Raw genomic sequence first — 16221 nt, forward strand, 5'->3', positions numbered from 1 at the left:
AACGGTTCATGCGTGTGTAGACCGTATGCCAGTTGCCAAAGCGCTTGGGTAGGCCGCGCCATTTGCAGCCATGCTCGGCAACGTAAAGGATGGCGTTGACCACTTGCAGGTTGGTCATGCTGACATTGCCGCGCTGCGCCGGCAGGCAGTGTTCGATCAGAGAAAATTGTGCTGGCGTGATCTCCATGCCCAATAGTTTAATCGCTCGGGCCATTAGTGTTAACAGGCCCTAGTTTTTTCCGCCTGTGCGGCGGATGCGGCGGATGCGGCGGATGCGGCGTTGCCGGTGGTCGCACTGCGGCTTGCATAGGACGGGTAGGCGGCATAGCCGGCTCCGACCGAGCTGATGGTACTCATTGGTTTCCCCCTAGAATTGCCGGAACCACTCCCGGCGCCTGCACTGTTCCCTAGCCAGGTGGCACAGCGATGCCGTCGCTTGTCTGCCTTGACACGAATGCATCCGGGCGCGTGCCAGGAGGCGCGCCCTGCTCGCAGATACGTGAAAAAGGCCCTAGACCGGGCTCACCCGGATCGCCAGCAGCTCGCCGCCGCCGTCGAGCACATGGCGCGTGCGTGTGGAGGCGCTCAGCCACGCGGTATCGCCGGCAGCCAACGGTGGCAAGCCACTCTCGCGCCCGAAGCTGGCCTGGCCTGCCAGCAGGTGGATCGCCCACGCGCTGCCCGGGTCGGCGAAAAACAACATGGTGCCGACCAGCGGCCGGTGCAGCAGTTCGGTCTGCAGCCGATCGCGCCGCCACATCAGGTTGAAATCCTGGGTCGGCCCGTCGAGCAGCGTGGCATGTACCGTTTCCTCGCCTGCAAATCGGACGCGCTGGTGCGGCGGCAGCAACTCGCAGCTGCGATGACTGCTGCCAGGAACGTCGGTACCGGCGCCGGCGGCATGGTCGCCCCGGCCAGCGCCACTGGCCTTATTGCCATTGCCATTGCCGCTATCGCTTTTGCTGACGCCACCGCTAGTAGCCGTGCCGATGCCGATGCCGATGCCAATGCCTGCACCGGTGCGGGTGCGGGTGTCTGTGTTGGTGTCGGTGCCAGTGCTGGTGTCGCTGCCCATACAGCTGGCAGCATTGCCAAACTGCAGCCGCATGCCATTGCCATGCAACAACACCAGCTCGCGATCGATGCCCGGGAACGCGGAAAACACCGCATCCTGCTCGATCTCGGCAATCGACAGGCGTAGCGACCACGCATCGGCGTCGCCGAGGCGCAGGATCTCGCGCGTCCAGCCCAGTTGATTGCGCCACCGCTCACGGCGGTACTCGGTGGCCGGAATCACCCGGCTGCTCAGGTCTGTCAGCTGCATGGGCACATTGTGCCGCAAGCCCGGCGCCAAGCCGTCATGCTGTGACTTAAGCCTGCTGCCGAGCCTCAGGCTTGCTACCTAGCCTCAAACTTGAGGATGTGGCCGACTCCTACAACACGACTGACGCCTCACGATGTAACCGGCGCTTCATGCTGTGACTGCCTCTTTCCTGTAGTCGCATACGCTTGCGTGCGCTCGGAACCCACACGGACCCAAAACGAAAAACGCCCGGCTGCACATCCAAGTGCAACACCGGGCGATTCCACGTCCTTGTCGGCTTCCAGCCATCCCCCGGACATCCTGTCCAGTTAGGTTGCGGCCACGCATCCTCGCGTCGAACCGTATCTCGGATCCCTTCCCCTTAACGCCGTCCCACCGGTTTCACCGCCGCCCCCTTGGCAGCCTTCTTGGCTGGAGCCATCGTGGCTCCAACTTCGATCAGGTCGCGATTCCGTTCGACCGTCTTGAGTCCGATGCCCTTGACCAGTGCCAGTTCCTCGGCGCTTTTGAAGGGACCGTTTGCCTGACGGTGCTCGACGATTGCCTCGGCTTTTGATCGCCCGACATTCACCAGCACCTTGTCCAATTCCTCAGCAGACGCGGTGTTGATATCGACCTTATCGAGTGCATACGCATTCGAGGACAACAGCAACGCCAGTAGCAGGGACTTCAGGACTACGGTAAATGACTTCATTGCAACGCTCCTTGTGGCTTGGGTGATGGTCCTAGCCAGCATTCCTGCCAGCGGAGCCAGTGTCCCGCGCCACATGCAGCAATCCTATCGCCAACGAACTTTTCACACAGCCAGTGAACTGCGCGCCGCCTTGTAGGGAAATACCTACCCCCCGAGGCGGGCGTAGAATGTCCGGCTACGTCACGCATTCGGAGCCTCCATGGACAGCGCCAAGATCGACCAATTCGTCAGCGACACCTGGGACCGCGAGATCGTCCCGCAACTGGTCGATTACATCCGTATTCCCAACAAGTCGCCGATGTTCGATACCGATTGGGTGGCCCATGGCTATATGGAGCAGGCGGTCGTGTTGATGGAGACCTGGGCGCGCGCGCAGGCCATCGACGGTATGCAGGTGGAGGTGGTGCGCCTGGAAGGCCGCACACCATTGATCTTCATCGAGATTCCGGCCACCGGCCCCGAATCGGGCGACGACACCGTGCTGCTGTACGGTCACCTGGACAAGCAGCCGGAGATGACCGGCTGGGATGCGGACCTCGGGCCCTGGGAGCCGGTGTTGCGCGGCGACAAGTTGTACGGGCGTGGTGGCGCCGACGACGGCTATGCCATCTTCGGGTCGCTGGCCGCGATCCTGGCGCTGCGCAACCAAGACTTGCCGCATGCGCGCTGCGTGGTGTTGATCGAGGCCTGCGAGGAATCCGGCAGCTACGATCTACCGGCCTATGTGGACCATCTGGCCGAGCGCATCGGCAAGCCGTCGCTGGTGGTGTGCCTGGACTCGGGCTGCGGCAATTACGAGCAGCTGTGGTGCACGACTTCGCTGCGCGGGCTGACCGGCGGCAACCTGACGGTCAAGGTGCTGGAAGAAGGCGTGCACTCGGGCGATGCCTCGGGCGTGGTGCCGTCCAGCTTCCGCCTGCTGCGCCAGCTTCTGTCGCGCATCGAAGACGAAACCACCGGCCGCATCCTGCTCGATGGCCTGCATGTGGAGGTGCCCGCCGAGCGGCTGACCCAAGCGAAGGCCGCCGCTGCCACTCTGGATACCGCAATTTTCGACAAGTTCCCGATGGTCGATGGCCTGGTGCCGATGCACGAGGACCTCACCGAATTGGTGTTGAACCGCACCTGGCGCCCGGCGCTGTCGATCACCGGTGCGGACGGTATGCCGCCGCTGGCGTCGGCCGGCAACGTACTGCGTCCGCAGACCGCGGTGAAACTGTCGCTGCGACTGCCGCCAACGGCCGACGGCAAGGCCTGCGGCGAGTTGCTCAAGGCAGCGCTACTGCGCGACCCGCCCAATGGTGCGCAGGTGACGCTCGATCTGGAAAAGGCCTCGTCCGGCTGGAATGCACCAGCGATGGCGCCATGGCTGGCGCAGGCGATCGACGACGCCAGCCGGGCTTTTTTCGACAAGCCGGCGATGTACATGGGCGAAGGCGGCTCGATCCCGTTCATGGGCATGCTTGGCGAGAAGTTTCCCGGCGCGCAGTTCATGATCACCGGCGTGCTCGGCCCGCATTCCAATGCGCATGGCCCCAACGAGTTCCTGCACATCCCGATGGGCAAGCGCGTGACCGCCTGCGTCTCGAAGGTGATTGCCGACCATCACGCCGCCTGCCTGCGCGGCGAAACCAGCGGCTCGCCGGTGGCGGCCGATAGCGGCACCCGTCATGGTGGGCATGGTTGCTGTTGAGTTGTGGCTTCATCGATGCGCGCGGTTGGCGCGCATCGATGTCATGAGAGGTCGGTCTGCGTTTTCAAATGAGGATTGGTGCGGGTGCGCCTTGGTCGGCAGCTAACCCGCTTGGCGGCCAGGCTTGCTGGTGCAACCTGGCCGCCGGGCTTCACGCACTGCCTGGCCCCGCACCCTCCCCCAACCCTGCTCCCGTTGGGAGAGGGGCTAGCCGTTGCTCTTCTTCGGGACGTGCCTGGTGCGCATTGCCCTGCGCAGAACCGGTGTGTTTTGCACGCCTAAATCGTCAAGGTTCTCGCAGGGGTTTCTTTATTGAAAGACGACTTCTCTGTGGGAAGACAACTTCCCGAGAGATAACAACCCGAGACCATGAGCGCTTGGCAGCAGGAGCCGATGACCATGCCATCCTGAAGGCAGTGCATCCGCTTGCGCGCTCCTGTGCCCGCTGCGTGAGGCAGCGACATCCGAAATGCTAGTCTGCCGATCCCGTCCACCTTCGGTGCTGCGATGAATCATCTGTTTGGTAGCGACAGCTGGCTCTACATTCTGCTGGTCGGTTTTGTGGTTGGGCTGCTGGCGCGTTTCATTACGCCTGGTACGCAACGTCTGGGCTGCCTGCTGACGATCGTGCTGGGTATTGCCGGTGCCGTGGTCGCGACCTGGTTTGGCCGTTACATGGGGTGGTACCGCGCGGGCGAGCCGGCCGGTTTCCTTGGCGCGCTGCTCGGAGCGATTGCCATCCTGGCGTTGTTGCGGTTGTTCAGTGGCAGCAAGCGCTGAGCGTTTCAACGCGTTTCTACTGCGTCTATCCATCACTTCACCAAGCATCTTCTCTCCATGACGTCACTTCATCCGGATCCTGCGCGCGACGCGCTTCGCCTGCACTGGGCAGAGCAAGCGCTCGACGATCCACAGGCCTCGCTGCAGCGCGCATCGGTCGATGCGGGGTTTCGCAGTTATTGGCGCACGCGCGGGGGTGGTGTGGATCGCATCTTGATGGATGCGCCGCCGCAGCTGGAAAACGTTGCGCCGTGGCTGCGCATGCATGCGCTATTGGGCGCCCATGGGGTACGCGTACCGCAGGTATTTGCCCAGGACCTGGAAAACGGTTTTTTGCTATTGGAGGACCTGGGCGTGCCAACGCTGGCACAGGTGCTCACCGACGCCAATGCCGACGACTTGCTGGATGGCGCGATTGCCCAGCTGCTGCTGCTGCAACAAATCCCCCCACCTGCCGATAGTGGCGTGTTTGGCGAAGCGCTGCTCCAACGCGATGCCGGCTTGTTCGAAGAATGGTTTTTGGGCCGCCACCTGGGCGTGCAGCTGGACTGCGCCCATGCCGAGCAGTTGCAATTGGTGCAGCGCCGCCTGATGGACAACGCGCTGGCGCAGCCGCGCGTTTTCACCCACCGCGATTTCATGCCGCGCAATCTGATGCCGGTGCCCGATGGCCCGGCGGTGCTGGATTTTCAGGACTGCGTGATCGGCCCGATCGCCTACGACCCGATCAGCCTGTTCAAGGACACCTCGGTGAGCTGGCCGATCGCTCGGGTAGACGGCTGGCTGCAGCACTATCATGCACGAGCAACGGCTGCCAGGTTGCCGGTGCCGCCGCTGGCGCACTTCCTGCGCGATGCGGACTGGATGGGCGTGCAGCGCCACCTGAAAAACCTGGGGATTTTCTCGCGCCTGAGTCATCGCGATGGCAAGCATTGGTATCTGGACAATGTGCCGCGTTTCATTGCGTATCTGGACGAAGTACTGCCGCGCTACGCCGAGCTTGCGTCGTTAATCGGCCTGCTTGACGAGGTGATCAAACCCGCGCTGACTGCGCGTGCGCAGCAGGTCCCGACGTGAAGGCGCTGATCTTTGCCGCAGGATTCGGCGAGCGCATGCGCCCGCTGACAGAGCACACGCCCAAGCCGCTGCTGTACGTCGGTGGTGCGCCGTTGATCGTGTGGCACCTTCGCAAGTTGGCGGCGCTGGGCGTGGACGAGGCGGTGATCAATACCTCATGGCTAGCCGAGCAATTCCCGCAGCTGTTGGGAGACGGCAGCGCGTACGGTCTACGGCTGACCTATTCCTACGAAGGGACCACACCGCTGGAAACCGGCGGCGGCATGTTGCATGCGCTGCCGCTGTTGGGCGATGCGCCCTTCTTGCTGATCAACGGCGACATCTGGACCGATTTCGATTTTTCCCGGCTGTCGCATGCACCCAAAGGACTTGCAGAGCTGGTATTGGTTGACCGCCCCAGCTACGCAGCGCGCGCAGACTTTGCGCTGGATGCGGATGGCAAGGTACGCGCAGATCTGCCTGCGACGCTCACCTATTCGGGCATTGGCATGTATCGACCGGCGCTGCTGCGCGATTGGCAATCGGTCAATGGCCCGTTGCCGGAGCAGGTCGGCACCGCACCTCGTTTTGCGCTGGCGCCGATCTTGCGCGCAAAGATGGCCGAAGGCCTGATCGATGGCATCCATCACCCTGGACGCTGGACCGATGTCGGTACCCCGCAGCGGCTGGCCGCGCTGGATGCCCAGTTGCTGGGCGACGGCGGCTGATCGCCACGCTCGCTGCTGCAACGTTCGCAAACAAGCGTATCGCCAAAGACAGCTTCGAACGACGGCTCGATGGTTACAACGTGTTTGCCGCATGCGCCCGATCGACGGGTGACATGCTGTCGGCACTGGCAATAACGTTGCTTGGTTCGAAACAGCTGATCAGACTGCACCTTATCGGCCGGCCGCGCCACGTGCACGGCTTACAACCACGCAGACCGAAGATCTCAACTGGTCTTCGCAACGACTTGCATCGTCAAGCGCGCTGGTGCCCTCACCGCGCGCGGGACGCCCCGTCACCCGTCCTTGCGGGTGAGGGCACCGCAGCAGAACATTGGTCGGCAGTTTAAGGAAGCGGCTCGTGATATGCGGGCGGCGATGTGTAGCAAGCGAACGTCGCCTGTCGGTGCACTGACACCGACCAACTTGACTGGTCCGTGCCCGCCACCGTCGCCGGACCCTTTGGCGGCACAGATGCCGCCACGGGGCTGGATGGACCTACTTGCAGCATGTCCCGCGACGGTGTGCGGGCAAGGCCCTGCAGAACATCCGCACATCAGCAGCGCTACGAGCCGCGATCCTCAAGCACACGCCGAAGGAACGGCACGGTGATGCGGCGCTTTGCGGCCAACGATTCGCGATCCAGACGATCCAGCAAGGCCACCAGCCCCGCCAATTCACGCTCGCTGTGGGTCAGCAGCCAGTCGATCGCCGCTTCGTCCAGCGCCAGGCCGCGACGCTGCGCGCGGTCGCGCAGCACCGCCGCGCGTGCCGCATCGTCGAGCACGGGCAACCCGATCCGGATGCATTGCGCCAACCGCGAACGCAGGTCCGGCAACACCAAGGCCAGTCCATCGGGCATCTGTCGCGCGGTGTACAACAGCGTGATGCCGGCCGCACGCGCGCGATTGTGGAAATCGAACAACGCCACTTCGTCGTCGCGTTGGCCGGCGATGCTTTCCACGCCATCCAGGGCGACCAGGCTGCGGCCTTCCAGCGCTTCGAGCGCATCGCGCAAGCGGCCGGCAGCCGCCTGCAGCGGCAGATACGCCGGCGTGCGCCCGGCCTGCTCGGCGGCGGCGCACAGCGATAGCGCCAGATGCGTCTTGCCGGTGCCGGCGGGGCCGGAGAGATACAGCCAATCGCTCACCTGCCCCGCAGCCAGCGCCTGCAATTGCGCAAGCAGGCCGTCGGGCGCGGCGATGTAACTGTCGAAACGCTGATCGGGTGGCGCGCGCAACGCCAGCGGCAACTGCGGAACACTCACAACCGATCTGCGTCCTTGCTGGGGTCGATGATCACGCTGCGCTCGGGCGTGGACCGCAGCACGATGCCGGCGCGCTCGCCCGCATACAGATCGCTGCGCGTGTACTGCTCATGCGCATAGCGCAACAGCACGTTGGCCACCGCCGCGACCGGCAATGCCAGCAACATGCCGAGGAAGCCGAACAACTGGCCGCCGGCCATCACCGCGAAGATCACCGCCACCGGATGCAGGCCGATCTTGTCGCCGACGATGCGCGGAGTGAGCACGTAGCTTTCCAGCAACTGGCCCACCGTGAACACGACACCCACGCCGATCAGCAATTTCAGATCCAGCCCTTGCGCCTGCACGATGGCCGCCAGCAATGCGAGCACGATGCCGGTAGTCGCGCCCAGGTACGGGATGAAACTGATCAAGCCGGCGATGATGCCGATCAACAAGCCTAAATTGAGCCCGATGATGGACATACCGGTGGCGTAGATCGCACCCAGCGCCAGCATCACCAGGAACTGGCCGCGGATGAAGCCACCGAGCACGTCGTTGGATTCCTGTGCCAGCCGGCTTGCGGTGCCGATGTAAGCACGCGGGATGACGGCAGCCACACGCTCGACCAAACGATCCCAGTCGCGCAGGAAGTAGAACGCCAGGATCGGCAGCAGCGCAAGGTTGATCACCCAGGTCACCATTGCAAAGCCCGAACGCGACACGTAGCCGAAGAGCGTCTTGGCGGCGCCACCGGCCTGTTCCCAGTGGCTGCGGATCCAGTCGATCAGGCGCTCCGGGTCCAGCCAGGCCATCAGCTGCATGCCGGTCTTGGCTTCCAGCCATGGAATGGCGGTGCCGATCGCCCAGTTGCGCATCTGCGGCAGCGCATCGATCAAGGTCATGATCTGGCGCTCGATCATCGGCACCAGAATCATCAGCGCCAGCACGAACAGCAGCGTTGCCAGCACGAACACCAGCACCACTGCGACATTGCGCGAGCGCCCGGCGCGTTCGATGCGGTCCACCAGCGGGTCGCCCAGCCATGCCAGCAACAGCGCCAGCACGAACGGGGTCAAGATCGGCGCCAGCAGCGAGACCACCCACAACACACCGACAATCACCGCCGCCCATTTGAGGCGACGCAGGAACAGGGCAATTTCGGCTTCGGGAGTCAAAGTCATTTCAGGCGGTACTCGGCGTGCTCGTTTTCGAGAATGATCGGGCCCTCGGTCGGTACCGAGACCGAGACCAGCGGGCTGTTGTCGCCGAGCATACGGTTGAGGCCGGAAATGCCCGTGAGCAATTCCAGGTCCACTTCCATGCGGTCGCCATTGGCGCTGACCGGGCGGATGCTGCGTACCACCGAGACGCCCTGCAGCGCGGCCGACACGCGCAGATAATCGTCGGCGCTGCTGATGCCGGTGATCACCACGCGGTAGACACCGGGCACGCCCGAATCCACCCGCTTGGCATAGCGCTTGACCAACGCATCGGCAGCGCCGTCGGCACCGGCCGCCATGGCGCGGCGTGCGTCGCCGTCGCTGCTGGTCCAGCTGGACAGCACATTGCCGTTGTCCACGAACACCCAGTCCGCAGTCCAGCCGGCGGCGTTGCGGTAGAGCTTGCCGATCAACTGCATCGGCGGGCTGTATTTGGCGGAGGCGCGCGACACCGCGGCGGTGTCCTTGCGCCAGATCGCGCCAGCCAGCGCCTGCTCGGCGGCGGCGCCGCTCGGCAGACCGAGACGGTAACCGCGTTCGATCGCACGGTCCAGCACGCTACGCGCGGCATTGGCCTGGGCCACGCCAACCAGACGTGGGCCGCTGCCGTCGTCGATGGCCAGCCACAGCACCGGCTTGGGCCGCGGCAAGGGCCACACCGGCAAACCCAGCGCGGCGATCAGGCCATCCACATCCGATTGCCGGAAACGTGCCACCAGGGTCGTACGGAAGGTCGGCGCGCCGGTGCGCGAGGTACCCTGATCCTGGCGGTAGTCGTAGTGTTCGACGTAGTTGGGCGCATTGCGCAGCGCCTGCGGCACGCCGGGACGGCTCATCACGCCGCGGTCGCCGGAGACCTTGCCCAGCACGGCGCCGAGCGCACGTGCCAGTGCGCCGGGGCGATCGGATTCGCTCTGGCTATTGACCGGCACTTCGGCGTCGTAGGCACTTTGCGCCTTGGCAACGTCGCCTTCGGTGCGCAGATCTGCTTGCGCAAAGGCCGGAGCGACGGGCATTGCGACCACGAGGGCGAGAAAGAAAGCGAGACTGCGGCGCATCGACGGTTCCATGACATAAGCGTATCCGGGTGAATTGTTGCCCGAATGGGGCGCTAGCGCCAACGTGGCTGCTAAAATCGCCGCCTTTACCGCCGAGCCACCCCCGCCCGTGACCAGCCAGACGCCTTCCAGCCCCTCGCCCATGACCTACCGCGACGCGGGGGTCGACATCGACGCCGGCAATGCATTGGTCGAACGCATCAAGCCGCTGGTCAAGCGCAGCTTCCGGCCCGAGGTCATGGGCGGCCTGGGCGGCTTCGGGGCGCTGTTCGACCTGTCCGGCAAGTACAAGGAGCCGGTCCTGGTGTCCGGCACCGACGGCGTGGGCACCAAGCTCAAGCTGGCCCAGCAGTTGGGGCGGCACGACACCATCGGCATCGATCTGGTCGGCATGTGCGTCAACGACGTGCTGGTGCAGGGCGCCGAGCCGTTGTTCTTCCTGGATTACTTCGCCACCGGCAAGCTGGACGTGGATACCGCTGCGGCGGTGGTGGGCGGCATCGCACGCGGCTGCGAGCTTTCCGGTTGCGCGCTGATCGGCGGCGAGACCGCTGAAATGCCCGACATGTATCCGCCGGGCGAATACGACCTGGCCGGCTTCACCGTGGGTGCGGTGGAAAAGTCGCAGCTGCTGGATGGCGCACAGGTGCGCGAAGGCGACTTGCTGATCGGCATCGCCTCCTCCGGCCCGCATTCCAACGGCTATTCGTTGATCCGCAAGATCTACGAGCGCGCCGGCGCGCCGGCCGAACACGTACTGGACGATGGCACCAAGCTGATCGATGCGCTGATGGCGCCAACCGCGCTGTACGTCAAGCCGGTGCTGGCGCTGCTGAAGTCGCACGGTGAAGCGATCCACGCGATGGCGCACATCACCGGTGGCGGCCTCACCGAAAACATCATCCGCGTGATACCCGAAGGCCTGGGTCTGGACATCGACGCCACTGCCTGGACCCTGCCGCCGGTATTCGCCTGGCTGCAGCGCGAAGGTGCGGTGGCCGATGCCGAAATGTGGCGCACCTTCAACTGCGGAATCGGCTTCGTGCTGGTTGCCGCGCCCGCGCAGGCGGCCGCGCTGGAACAGGCGTTGGATGCGCAGTCGCTGGCGCATTGGCGCATCGGCCAGGTGGTGACGGCGCATGGCGACGAGCGCGTGCGCATCGGCTGATCGATCAGGACACCCGCATGGACGCTTTTCCAGTCGCCACGACCGCATCGGCCAGCACCGACGATCTGCAGCATCTCAAGCTGCTGTCGATCTTCCACTACGTGCTGGCCGGACTGACCGGATTGTTTTCCCTGATTCCGCTGATCCACCTGTTCATGGGGCTGGCCATCGTCACCGGGCGTCTGCCCATGAAGGACAGCACCGGGCAGACGGCGCCACAGGAGATACAGCTGTTCGGCTGGGTCTTCGTGATCATTGCAGCGATGCTCATCCTGGGCGGACTCACCATGGCCGGCTTCATGGCCTATGCCGGCCGCTGCATCGCCCAGCGCAGGCGCCATCTGTTGTGCCTGATCGTGGCCGGCATTTCCTGTTCCTTCATGCCGTTCGGCACCGTGCTTGGCGTCTTTACGCTGGTGACGCTGCTGCGCCCGCAGGTCAAGGCTCTGTTCGGTGTCGGCAACGCTGCGGCTTGACGTTTGTGAGCACCAGGGCCATGCGCCGTACGAAATTAGCTGCATTGACCGCTACCGTCGCGTTGTTTGCGGTGACCTGGATCGCCCCGTTGTGGCCGGTCGAGCAGGCCTTGCACAGCTCGCTCACGGTATTCGGGCTTATCGCGCTGGTGTGCGTCGACCGCCGCTGGCCATTGAAGAATGGCGCGTTCGCGAGCATCTGCGTGTTCATCGGCATGCACTGCATCGGTGCACGCTGGCTGTATTCCAACGTACCTTACGAGCAGTGGAGCCAGCAGCTCTTGCACTGGTCGCCAAACGCCACCTTCGGCTGGAAGCGCAATCATTTCGACCGGCTAATCCACCTGCTGTTCGGGCTGTGCTTTACCCCTGCCATCGCGCAGCTGACATCGAGGCTATGGCCCAATTTGACGCTAGGGCAGACGTTTCGCCTCACGGTGATGAGCATCATGTGCGTCAGCCTGGTCTACGAATGGTTCGAATGGGGCATCGCCTTGCTGTTGTCGCCGCAGGCCGCCGAGGCCTACAACGGCCAACAGGGCGATCCTTGGGATGCGCACACCGACATGCTGCTGGCAACCCTGGGCAGCCTGGCTGCCTACCTCATCGTGAGAACGTTATTCAATGCCCGCACCTGACGCCCCATTACGCCTGGCCGTGCTGGCCTCCGGCCGTGGCAGCAATCTGCAGGCCATTGTCGATGCGATCGCCAGTGGGCGTCTGCATGCCGAGGTGGTCGGCGTGTTTTCCGATCGCCCGCAGGCGCCAGCCTTGCAGAAGGTCGAGCCGGCGCGTCGCTGGAGCGCCAGCCCGCGCGATTTCGCCGACCGTGCCGCGTTCGATGCCGCACTTGGCCAGGCGATCGCGGCAGCGCAGCCGGACTGGGTGATCTGCGCCGGCTATATGCGCATCCTGGGCGAGCCGTTGGTGCGCCGTTTCGCCGGGCGCATGCTCAACATCCATCCCTCGCTGCTACCCAAATACCGCGGCCTGCACACGCACGCGCGGGCGCTGGAAGCCGGCGATGCAGAGCATGGTGCCAGCGTGCATCTGGTGGTGCCGGAGCTGGATGCCGGCGCGGTGATCGCGCAGGCGCGCGTCCCGGTCCTGCCCGGCGACAGTGCCGAACAACTGGCGGCGCGGGTGCTGGCGCGCGAGCACCCGCTGCTCCTGGCCACGCTGGAGGTGCTTGCCAGTGGCCGCGTCGCGGTGCATGGCGACACCGTGCTTATCGACGGTCAGTGCCTGTTTACGCCACTGCGACTAGAGTCCGCAAACACCGCACTCGCCTGAATGCGGAAGACATCTCCCTCATCCCGTCTCGGACATCCTTGCGGCCTCCGTGCCCGCCACCAGCGCATGAACGTCATCCCGATCGCCGCCGCGCTGTTAACTGTTGCCTTGCTTACCGAGGCCGGCCCCGGCCGTGCGCAGCAGGCGCCCGTCGCGTCTGAATCAGCGGCGCCCGCTGCGGTCACAACTCCAGGCGCGGCACCGACACCGCCCGCTGCCCTGCCCGCCAGCACCTGGACGCCACCGCCGCTGGAGCCGTTCGTGGCGACCTACCAAGCGTTCTATCGTGGCAAGGAAGCAGGCGATGCCACCATGCAGGTCAGCCACGGCGAGGGTAGCCAGTGGCGCATCGACATGTCGGTGCGTGGCCGCAAGGGCTTCGCCAGCATCCTGGGCCTGAACCTGGAGCAGAGCACGGTGTTCCGCGTGGATGGCGACACCTATGTGCCGCTGAGCCAGAGCACGGTGCGCAAGGCCGTGTTCTTCGGCAAGAAGGTCACCGGCGTCTACAACTGGCAGGCCGGCACAGCGCAATGGAACGGTGATCTGAAGGAAGATCGCCAGCAGCCGATCCCCTTGCAGCATGGCGACCAGAGTGCGTTGTCGCTGAACCTGTCGCTGATGCGCGACGCGCAACCCGGGCGCAGCCTGAGCTATCGCTATGTCGACGTGGGCAAGGTGCGCAAATACGACTACCGCGCTGCCGATGCCACCGAGGTGGTGCAGGTGGGCGACCTGAGCTACGACGCGTTGCGCGTGTACCGCGTCAACGGTGGCGACAACGAAACCATCCTCTGGATCGCCAACGGAGTTCCCACTCCGGTGCGCATCCTCCAACGTGACAAAGGTGAGGATCAGGTCGATCTACGCCTGGTCGAATACCAAGGAGCCTGACCGATGAACACCCTCCCCCGTCCCAGCGCCATCATCGCCGCCGCCGCATTGGCCGTGGCCAGTCTGCCTGCCTTGGCCATGCAGCCATTCCAGGCCGACTACTCGGCCAACTACATGGGCATGCAAGCCAACGGCACCATGACCCTGGCCGCCGCCGGTGCCAATCAGTGGCGGTACACGCTGACTATCCAGAACCAGCTCGCCAACCTGACCCAGAGCACGGTGTTCGAAGAAGCCAATGGCCGGCTACGCCCGGTCAGCAGCAACGACACTTCGTCGATGATGGTCAAGCGCCGTAATGTCACCGCCAACTACGACTGGAAGACCAGCCAGGCGACCTGGGGCGGGGATATCAAGCCGGACCGCCGCGGCCCGGTCAAACTGCAGCCGGGCGACATGGATGCGCTGCTGATCAACCTGGCCATCACGCGCGATCTGGCCGCCGGCAAACCGCTCAACTACCGCATGGTGGACGAAGGCCGCATCAAGCCGATGAGCTACAAGGTGGTCGGCAAGGAAACCATCACCGTCAACGGCAAGCAGGAGCAGGCCACCAAGGTGTCGCGCGTGGACGGCGACACGGAATTGATCGCGTGGGTGGTCAAGGACCTGCCGGTCCCGGCGCGCCTGCTGCAGAAGGAAAAAGGCCAGGACGCACTGGATCTGACCATCAAGGCGTTGCGCTAAACGCCAGGCGATCTCGGTAGGAGCGTGCCCGCGCGCGACGGGACCTTTATCGGTAACGCCCCGTCGCGTGCAGGCACGCTCCTACCGAAGCATGCGACTCGCCGGGCGGGCGCCCTGCCTGCGGCGGCGACGAAGAGCCCGGCTGCGAGCCGGGCTCTTCGTTTCAATCGGCCTGCAGCGCAATCTCCGCAGTACGCAGAAACACGCTCAACCCTAAGGCTTGGCCGCTGCCTTGTCATCGCCAGTCGTGAACACCGTGCGGCAATCCACACGAATCTGCTGGTCGTTCTTGCGCCAATAAAACAGGTCGCAATGGCGTTTGCCTTCGACAGTCTTCTTCACTGCCACTGCATAGAACGATTGCGCGATTTCTTCGCGGCTTGCGGTGCCGTCGTTGTTCCAGTCCATGTCCTTGAACTCGACGCCCTGGGTGATGGCCATGCCCACGCTCCAGGCATAGGTCAGCCATGCCAGGATCAGCACGATCACACCCAGCAGGATCTTGCGCCGGGTGGTGAAACGACCGCGCAGGATCATGCGGTGCGCTGGATGATCGCGCCCAGCGCCCCCAGCTTCTCCTCGATGTTTTCGTAGCCACGGTCCAGGTGGTAGATGCGATCGATGGTGGTGTCGCCATCGGCGACCAGGCCTGCCAGGATCAGCGACGCCGACGCGCGCAGGTCGGTCGCCATCACCGGCGCGCCGCTCAGGCGTTCGGCACCGCGCACGATGGCGGTATGACCTTCGACCTGGATATCCGCGCCCAGGCGCAGCAACTCGTTGACGTGCATGAAGCGGTTTTCGAAGATGGTTTCGTTGATCACGCCCACGCCATCGGCCACGCAGTTGAGCGCCATGAATTGCGCCTGCATGTCGGTGGGAAACGCCGGGTACGGCGCGGTGGTCAGGCTGACCGCGCGCGGGCGCTTGCCTTGCATGTCCAGCGTGATGCTGTCGGCGGTGGTGGTGATGGTGGCGCCAGCCTCGGTCAGCTTGTCCAGTACTGCGTCCAGCGTTTCCGGGCGCGCGCGGCGCACGGTGACGCTGCCGCCGGTCATCGCCGCAGCGACCAGGAAGGTACCGGTTTCGATGCGGTCCGGCAGCACCGCATGGTGCCCGCCGCCCAGCCGCTCGACGCCTTGCACCACGATGCGCGGGGTGCCGGCGCCTTCGATCCGCGCACCGAGTGCGACCAGGCAGTCGGCCAGGTCGGTGACTTCCGGCTCCATCGCCGCATTTTCCAGCACCGTGGTGCCCTCGGCGAGCACCGCGGCCATCAGCACGTTCTCGGTGCCGGTGACGCTGACCATGTCGAATACGTAGCGGGCACCCGTCAGGCGGCCATTGCTGGTGGCCTTGATGTAGCCGTTTTCCACGCTGATGTCGGCACCCAGTGCCTGCAGGCCCTTGATGTGCTGGTCCACCGGGCGCGAACCGATCGCGCAACCGCCGGGCAGCGAGACTTCTGCAGTGCCGTAGCGCGCCAGCAGCGGGCCCAACACCAGGATCGAGGCACGCATGGTCTTGACCAGCTCATACGGCGCGACCTGATGGGTGACCGAGCGCGGGTCGACCAGGATCGAGCGGCCCTTGGCCAGCGTGCCTTCGTCGATGGTGACCTCGGCGCCCAGCTCGCTGAGCAATTTCACCGTGGTGATCACGTCGTGCAGATGCGGCACGTTGCTGATTTCCACTGGCGCGTCGGCCAGCAGGGTCGCGCACAGGATCGGCAGCACTGCGTTCTTGGCACCGGAAATATGGACTTCGCCATGCAGCGCTTGGCCGCCGGTCACTACGATTTTTGCCATGGGAATCTTAAGAAATCCGAAAGTAGAAGGGATGTCGGGGGAATGAAGTGCGGGACGTATCGATCATGGTGCACGCGGCGCGTGGTGGCGCCGGGG

General features: G+C 64.5%; 19 protein-coding genes. 10 read left to right on the plus strand and 9 right to left on the minus strand.

Annotated features, from left to right (window positions below; all coding sequences use genetic code 11):
• From F7R02_RS15075 to F7R02_RS15090, 4 genes are all read right to left on the minus strand, one after another.
• A partial coding sequence (locus F7R02_RS15075) for a transposase (RefSeq protein WP_151210039.1) occupies window positions 1-187 on the minus strand: 187 nt, incomplete at its 3' end.
• A 32-nt stretch (window positions 188-219) separates the two neighbouring features.
• On the minus strand, window positions 220-357 hold the full coding sequence (locus F7R02_RS26665; RefSeq protein ID WP_235900908.1) for a hypothetical protein: 138 nt from the start codon (window positions 355-357) through the stop codon (window positions 220-222).
• A gap of 154 nt (window positions 358-511) precedes the next feature.
• On the minus strand, window positions 512-1324 hold the full coding sequence (locus tag F7R02_RS15085) for a HutD/Ves family protein (protein ID WP_078590130.1): 813 nt from the start codon (window positions 1322-1324) through the stop codon (window positions 512-514).
• Between the two features lie 361 nt (window positions 1325-1685).
• The gene (locus tag F7R02_RS15090) at window positions 1686-2060 is read right to left on the minus strand and encodes a ComEA family DNA-binding protein (protein ID WP_003487793.1); all 375 of its coding nucleotides are present in this window, start codon (window positions 2058-2060) and stop codon (window positions 1686-1688) included.
• Between the two features lie 157 nt (window positions 2061-2217).
• Between F7R02_RS15090 and F7R02_RS15095 the strand changes: the two genes are divergently transcribed.
• The 4 genes from F7R02_RS15095 (at window position 2218) to murU (ending at window position 6275) form a co-directional block, all read left to right on the plus strand.
• The gene (locus F7R02_RS15095) at window positions 2218-3711 is read left to right on the plus strand and encodes a M20 family metallopeptidase (RefSeq protein WP_033484276.1); all 1494 of its coding nucleotides are present in this window, start codon (window positions 2218-2220) and stop codon (window positions 3709-3711) included.
• A gap of 507 nt (window positions 3712-4218) precedes the next feature.
• The gene (locus tag F7R02_RS15100; protein ID WP_003487798.1) at window positions 4219-4491 is read left to right on the plus strand and encodes a GlsB/YeaQ/YmgE family stress response membrane protein; all 273 of its coding nucleotides are present in this window, start codon (window positions 4219-4221) and stop codon (window positions 4489-4491) included.
• A gap of 57 nt (window positions 4492-4548) precedes the next feature.
• A complete protein-coding gene (locus F7R02_RS15105; RefSeq protein ID WP_078590129.1) occupies window positions 4549-5568 on the plus strand; it encodes an aminoglycoside phosphotransferase family protein in 1020 nt (339 codons plus the stop codon).
• Complete coding sequence (murU, locus tag F7R02_RS15110) at window positions 5565-6275, plus strand: N-acetylmuramate alpha-1-phosphate uridylyltransferase MurU (protein ID WP_078590128.1); 711 nt, start codon at window positions 5565-5567, stop codon at window positions 6273-6275. Before F7R02_RS15105 ends, murU begins: the two co-directional genes overlap by 4 nt.
• A 562-nt stretch (window positions 6276-6837) precedes the next feature.
• Here the strand turns inward: murU and hda are convergent.
• From hda to F7R02_RS15125, 3 genes are read right to left on the minus strand one after another with little or no spacing between them, the layout of a single operon-like run.
• Window positions 6838-7539: a DnaA regulatory inactivator Hda gene (gene hda / locus F7R02_RS15115; RefSeq protein WP_005919161.1), complete on the minus strand. Its 702-nt coding sequence runs from the start codon at window positions 7537-7539 to the stop codon at window positions 6838-6840.
• Entirely contained in the window at window positions 7536-8702 is a 1167-nt protein-coding gene (locus F7R02_RS15120; protein WP_003487806.1) for an AI-2E family transporter, read from the minus strand. The genes hda and F7R02_RS15120 overlap by 4 nt, the downstream gene beginning before the upstream one ends.
• A complete protein-coding gene (locus F7R02_RS15125) occupies window positions 8699-9811 on the minus strand; it encodes a DUF2066 domain-containing protein (protein ID WP_016850073.1) in 1113 nt (370 codons plus the stop codon). The genes F7R02_RS15120 and F7R02_RS15125 overlap by 4 nt, the downstream gene beginning before the upstream one ends.
• A 22-nt stretch (window positions 9812-9833) precedes the next feature.
• Here F7R02_RS15125 and purM point away from each other — a divergent pair, with 22 nt between their 5' ends.
• The 6 genes from purM to F7R02_RS15155 all read left to right on the plus strand — a co-directional run bounded on the left by purM (window position 9834) and on the right by F7R02_RS15155 (window position 14317).
• On the plus strand, window positions 9834-10967 hold the full coding sequence (gene purM, locus F7R02_RS15130) for a phosphoribosylformylglycinamidine cyclo-ligase (RefSeq protein ID WP_172397243.1): 1134 nt from the start codon (window positions 9834-9836) through the stop codon (window positions 10965-10967).
• A gap of 17 nt (window positions 10968-10984) precedes the next feature.
• Window positions 10985-11443, plus strand: coding sequence for a hypothetical protein (locus F7R02_RS15135; RefSeq protein WP_005913357.1), 459 nt, complete (start codon window positions 10985-10987; stop codon window positions 11441-11443).
• Between the two features lie 20 nt (window positions 11444-11463).
• Complete coding sequence (locus F7R02_RS15140) at window positions 11464-12081, plus strand: DUF2238 domain-containing protein (RefSeq protein ID WP_078567161.1); 618 nt, start codon at window positions 11464-11466, stop codon at window positions 12079-12081.
• On the plus strand, window positions 12068-12736 hold the full coding sequence (purN, locus tag F7R02_RS15145; protein ID WP_011051944.1) for a phosphoribosylglycinamide formyltransferase: 669 nt from the start codon (window positions 12068-12070) through the stop codon (window positions 12734-12736). The genes F7R02_RS15140 and purN overlap by 14 nt, the downstream gene beginning before the upstream one ends.
• Before the next feature lie 66 nt (window positions 12737-12802).
• Complete coding sequence (locus tag F7R02_RS15150) at window positions 12803-13630, plus strand: DUF3108 domain-containing protein (RefSeq protein WP_015472439.1); 828 nt, start codon at window positions 12803-12805, stop codon at window positions 13628-13630.
• A gap of 3 nt (window positions 13631-13633) precedes the next feature.
• Window positions 13634-14317 carry a DUF3108 domain-containing protein gene (locus tag F7R02_RS15155; protein ID WP_078590126.1) on the plus strand — a complete coding sequence of 228 codons (684 nt, stop codon included), beginning with the start codon at window positions 13634-13636 and terminating at the stop codon, window positions 14315-14317.
• Between the two features lie 213 nt (window positions 14318-14530).
• Here the strand turns inward: F7R02_RS15155 and F7R02_RS15160 are convergent, their stop codons facing one another.
• Entirely contained in the window at window positions 14531-14854 is a 324-nt protein-coding gene (locus F7R02_RS15160; RefSeq protein WP_078590125.1) for a hypothetical protein, read from the minus strand.
• A complete protein-coding gene (gene murA / locus F7R02_RS15165) occupies window positions 14851-16125 on the minus strand; it encodes a UDP-N-acetylglucosamine 1-carboxyvinyltransferase (protein WP_078590124.1) in 1275 nt (424 codons plus the stop codon). The genes F7R02_RS15160 and murA overlap by 4 nt, the downstream gene beginning before the upstream one ends.
• Window positions 16126-16221 lie beyond the last annotated feature (96 nt).

Source organism: Xanthomonas cissicola (assembly GCF_008801575.1).
GTDB lineage: Bacteria > Pseudomonadota > Gammaproteobacteria > Xanthomonadales > Xanthomonadaceae > Xanthomonas > Xanthomonas cissicola.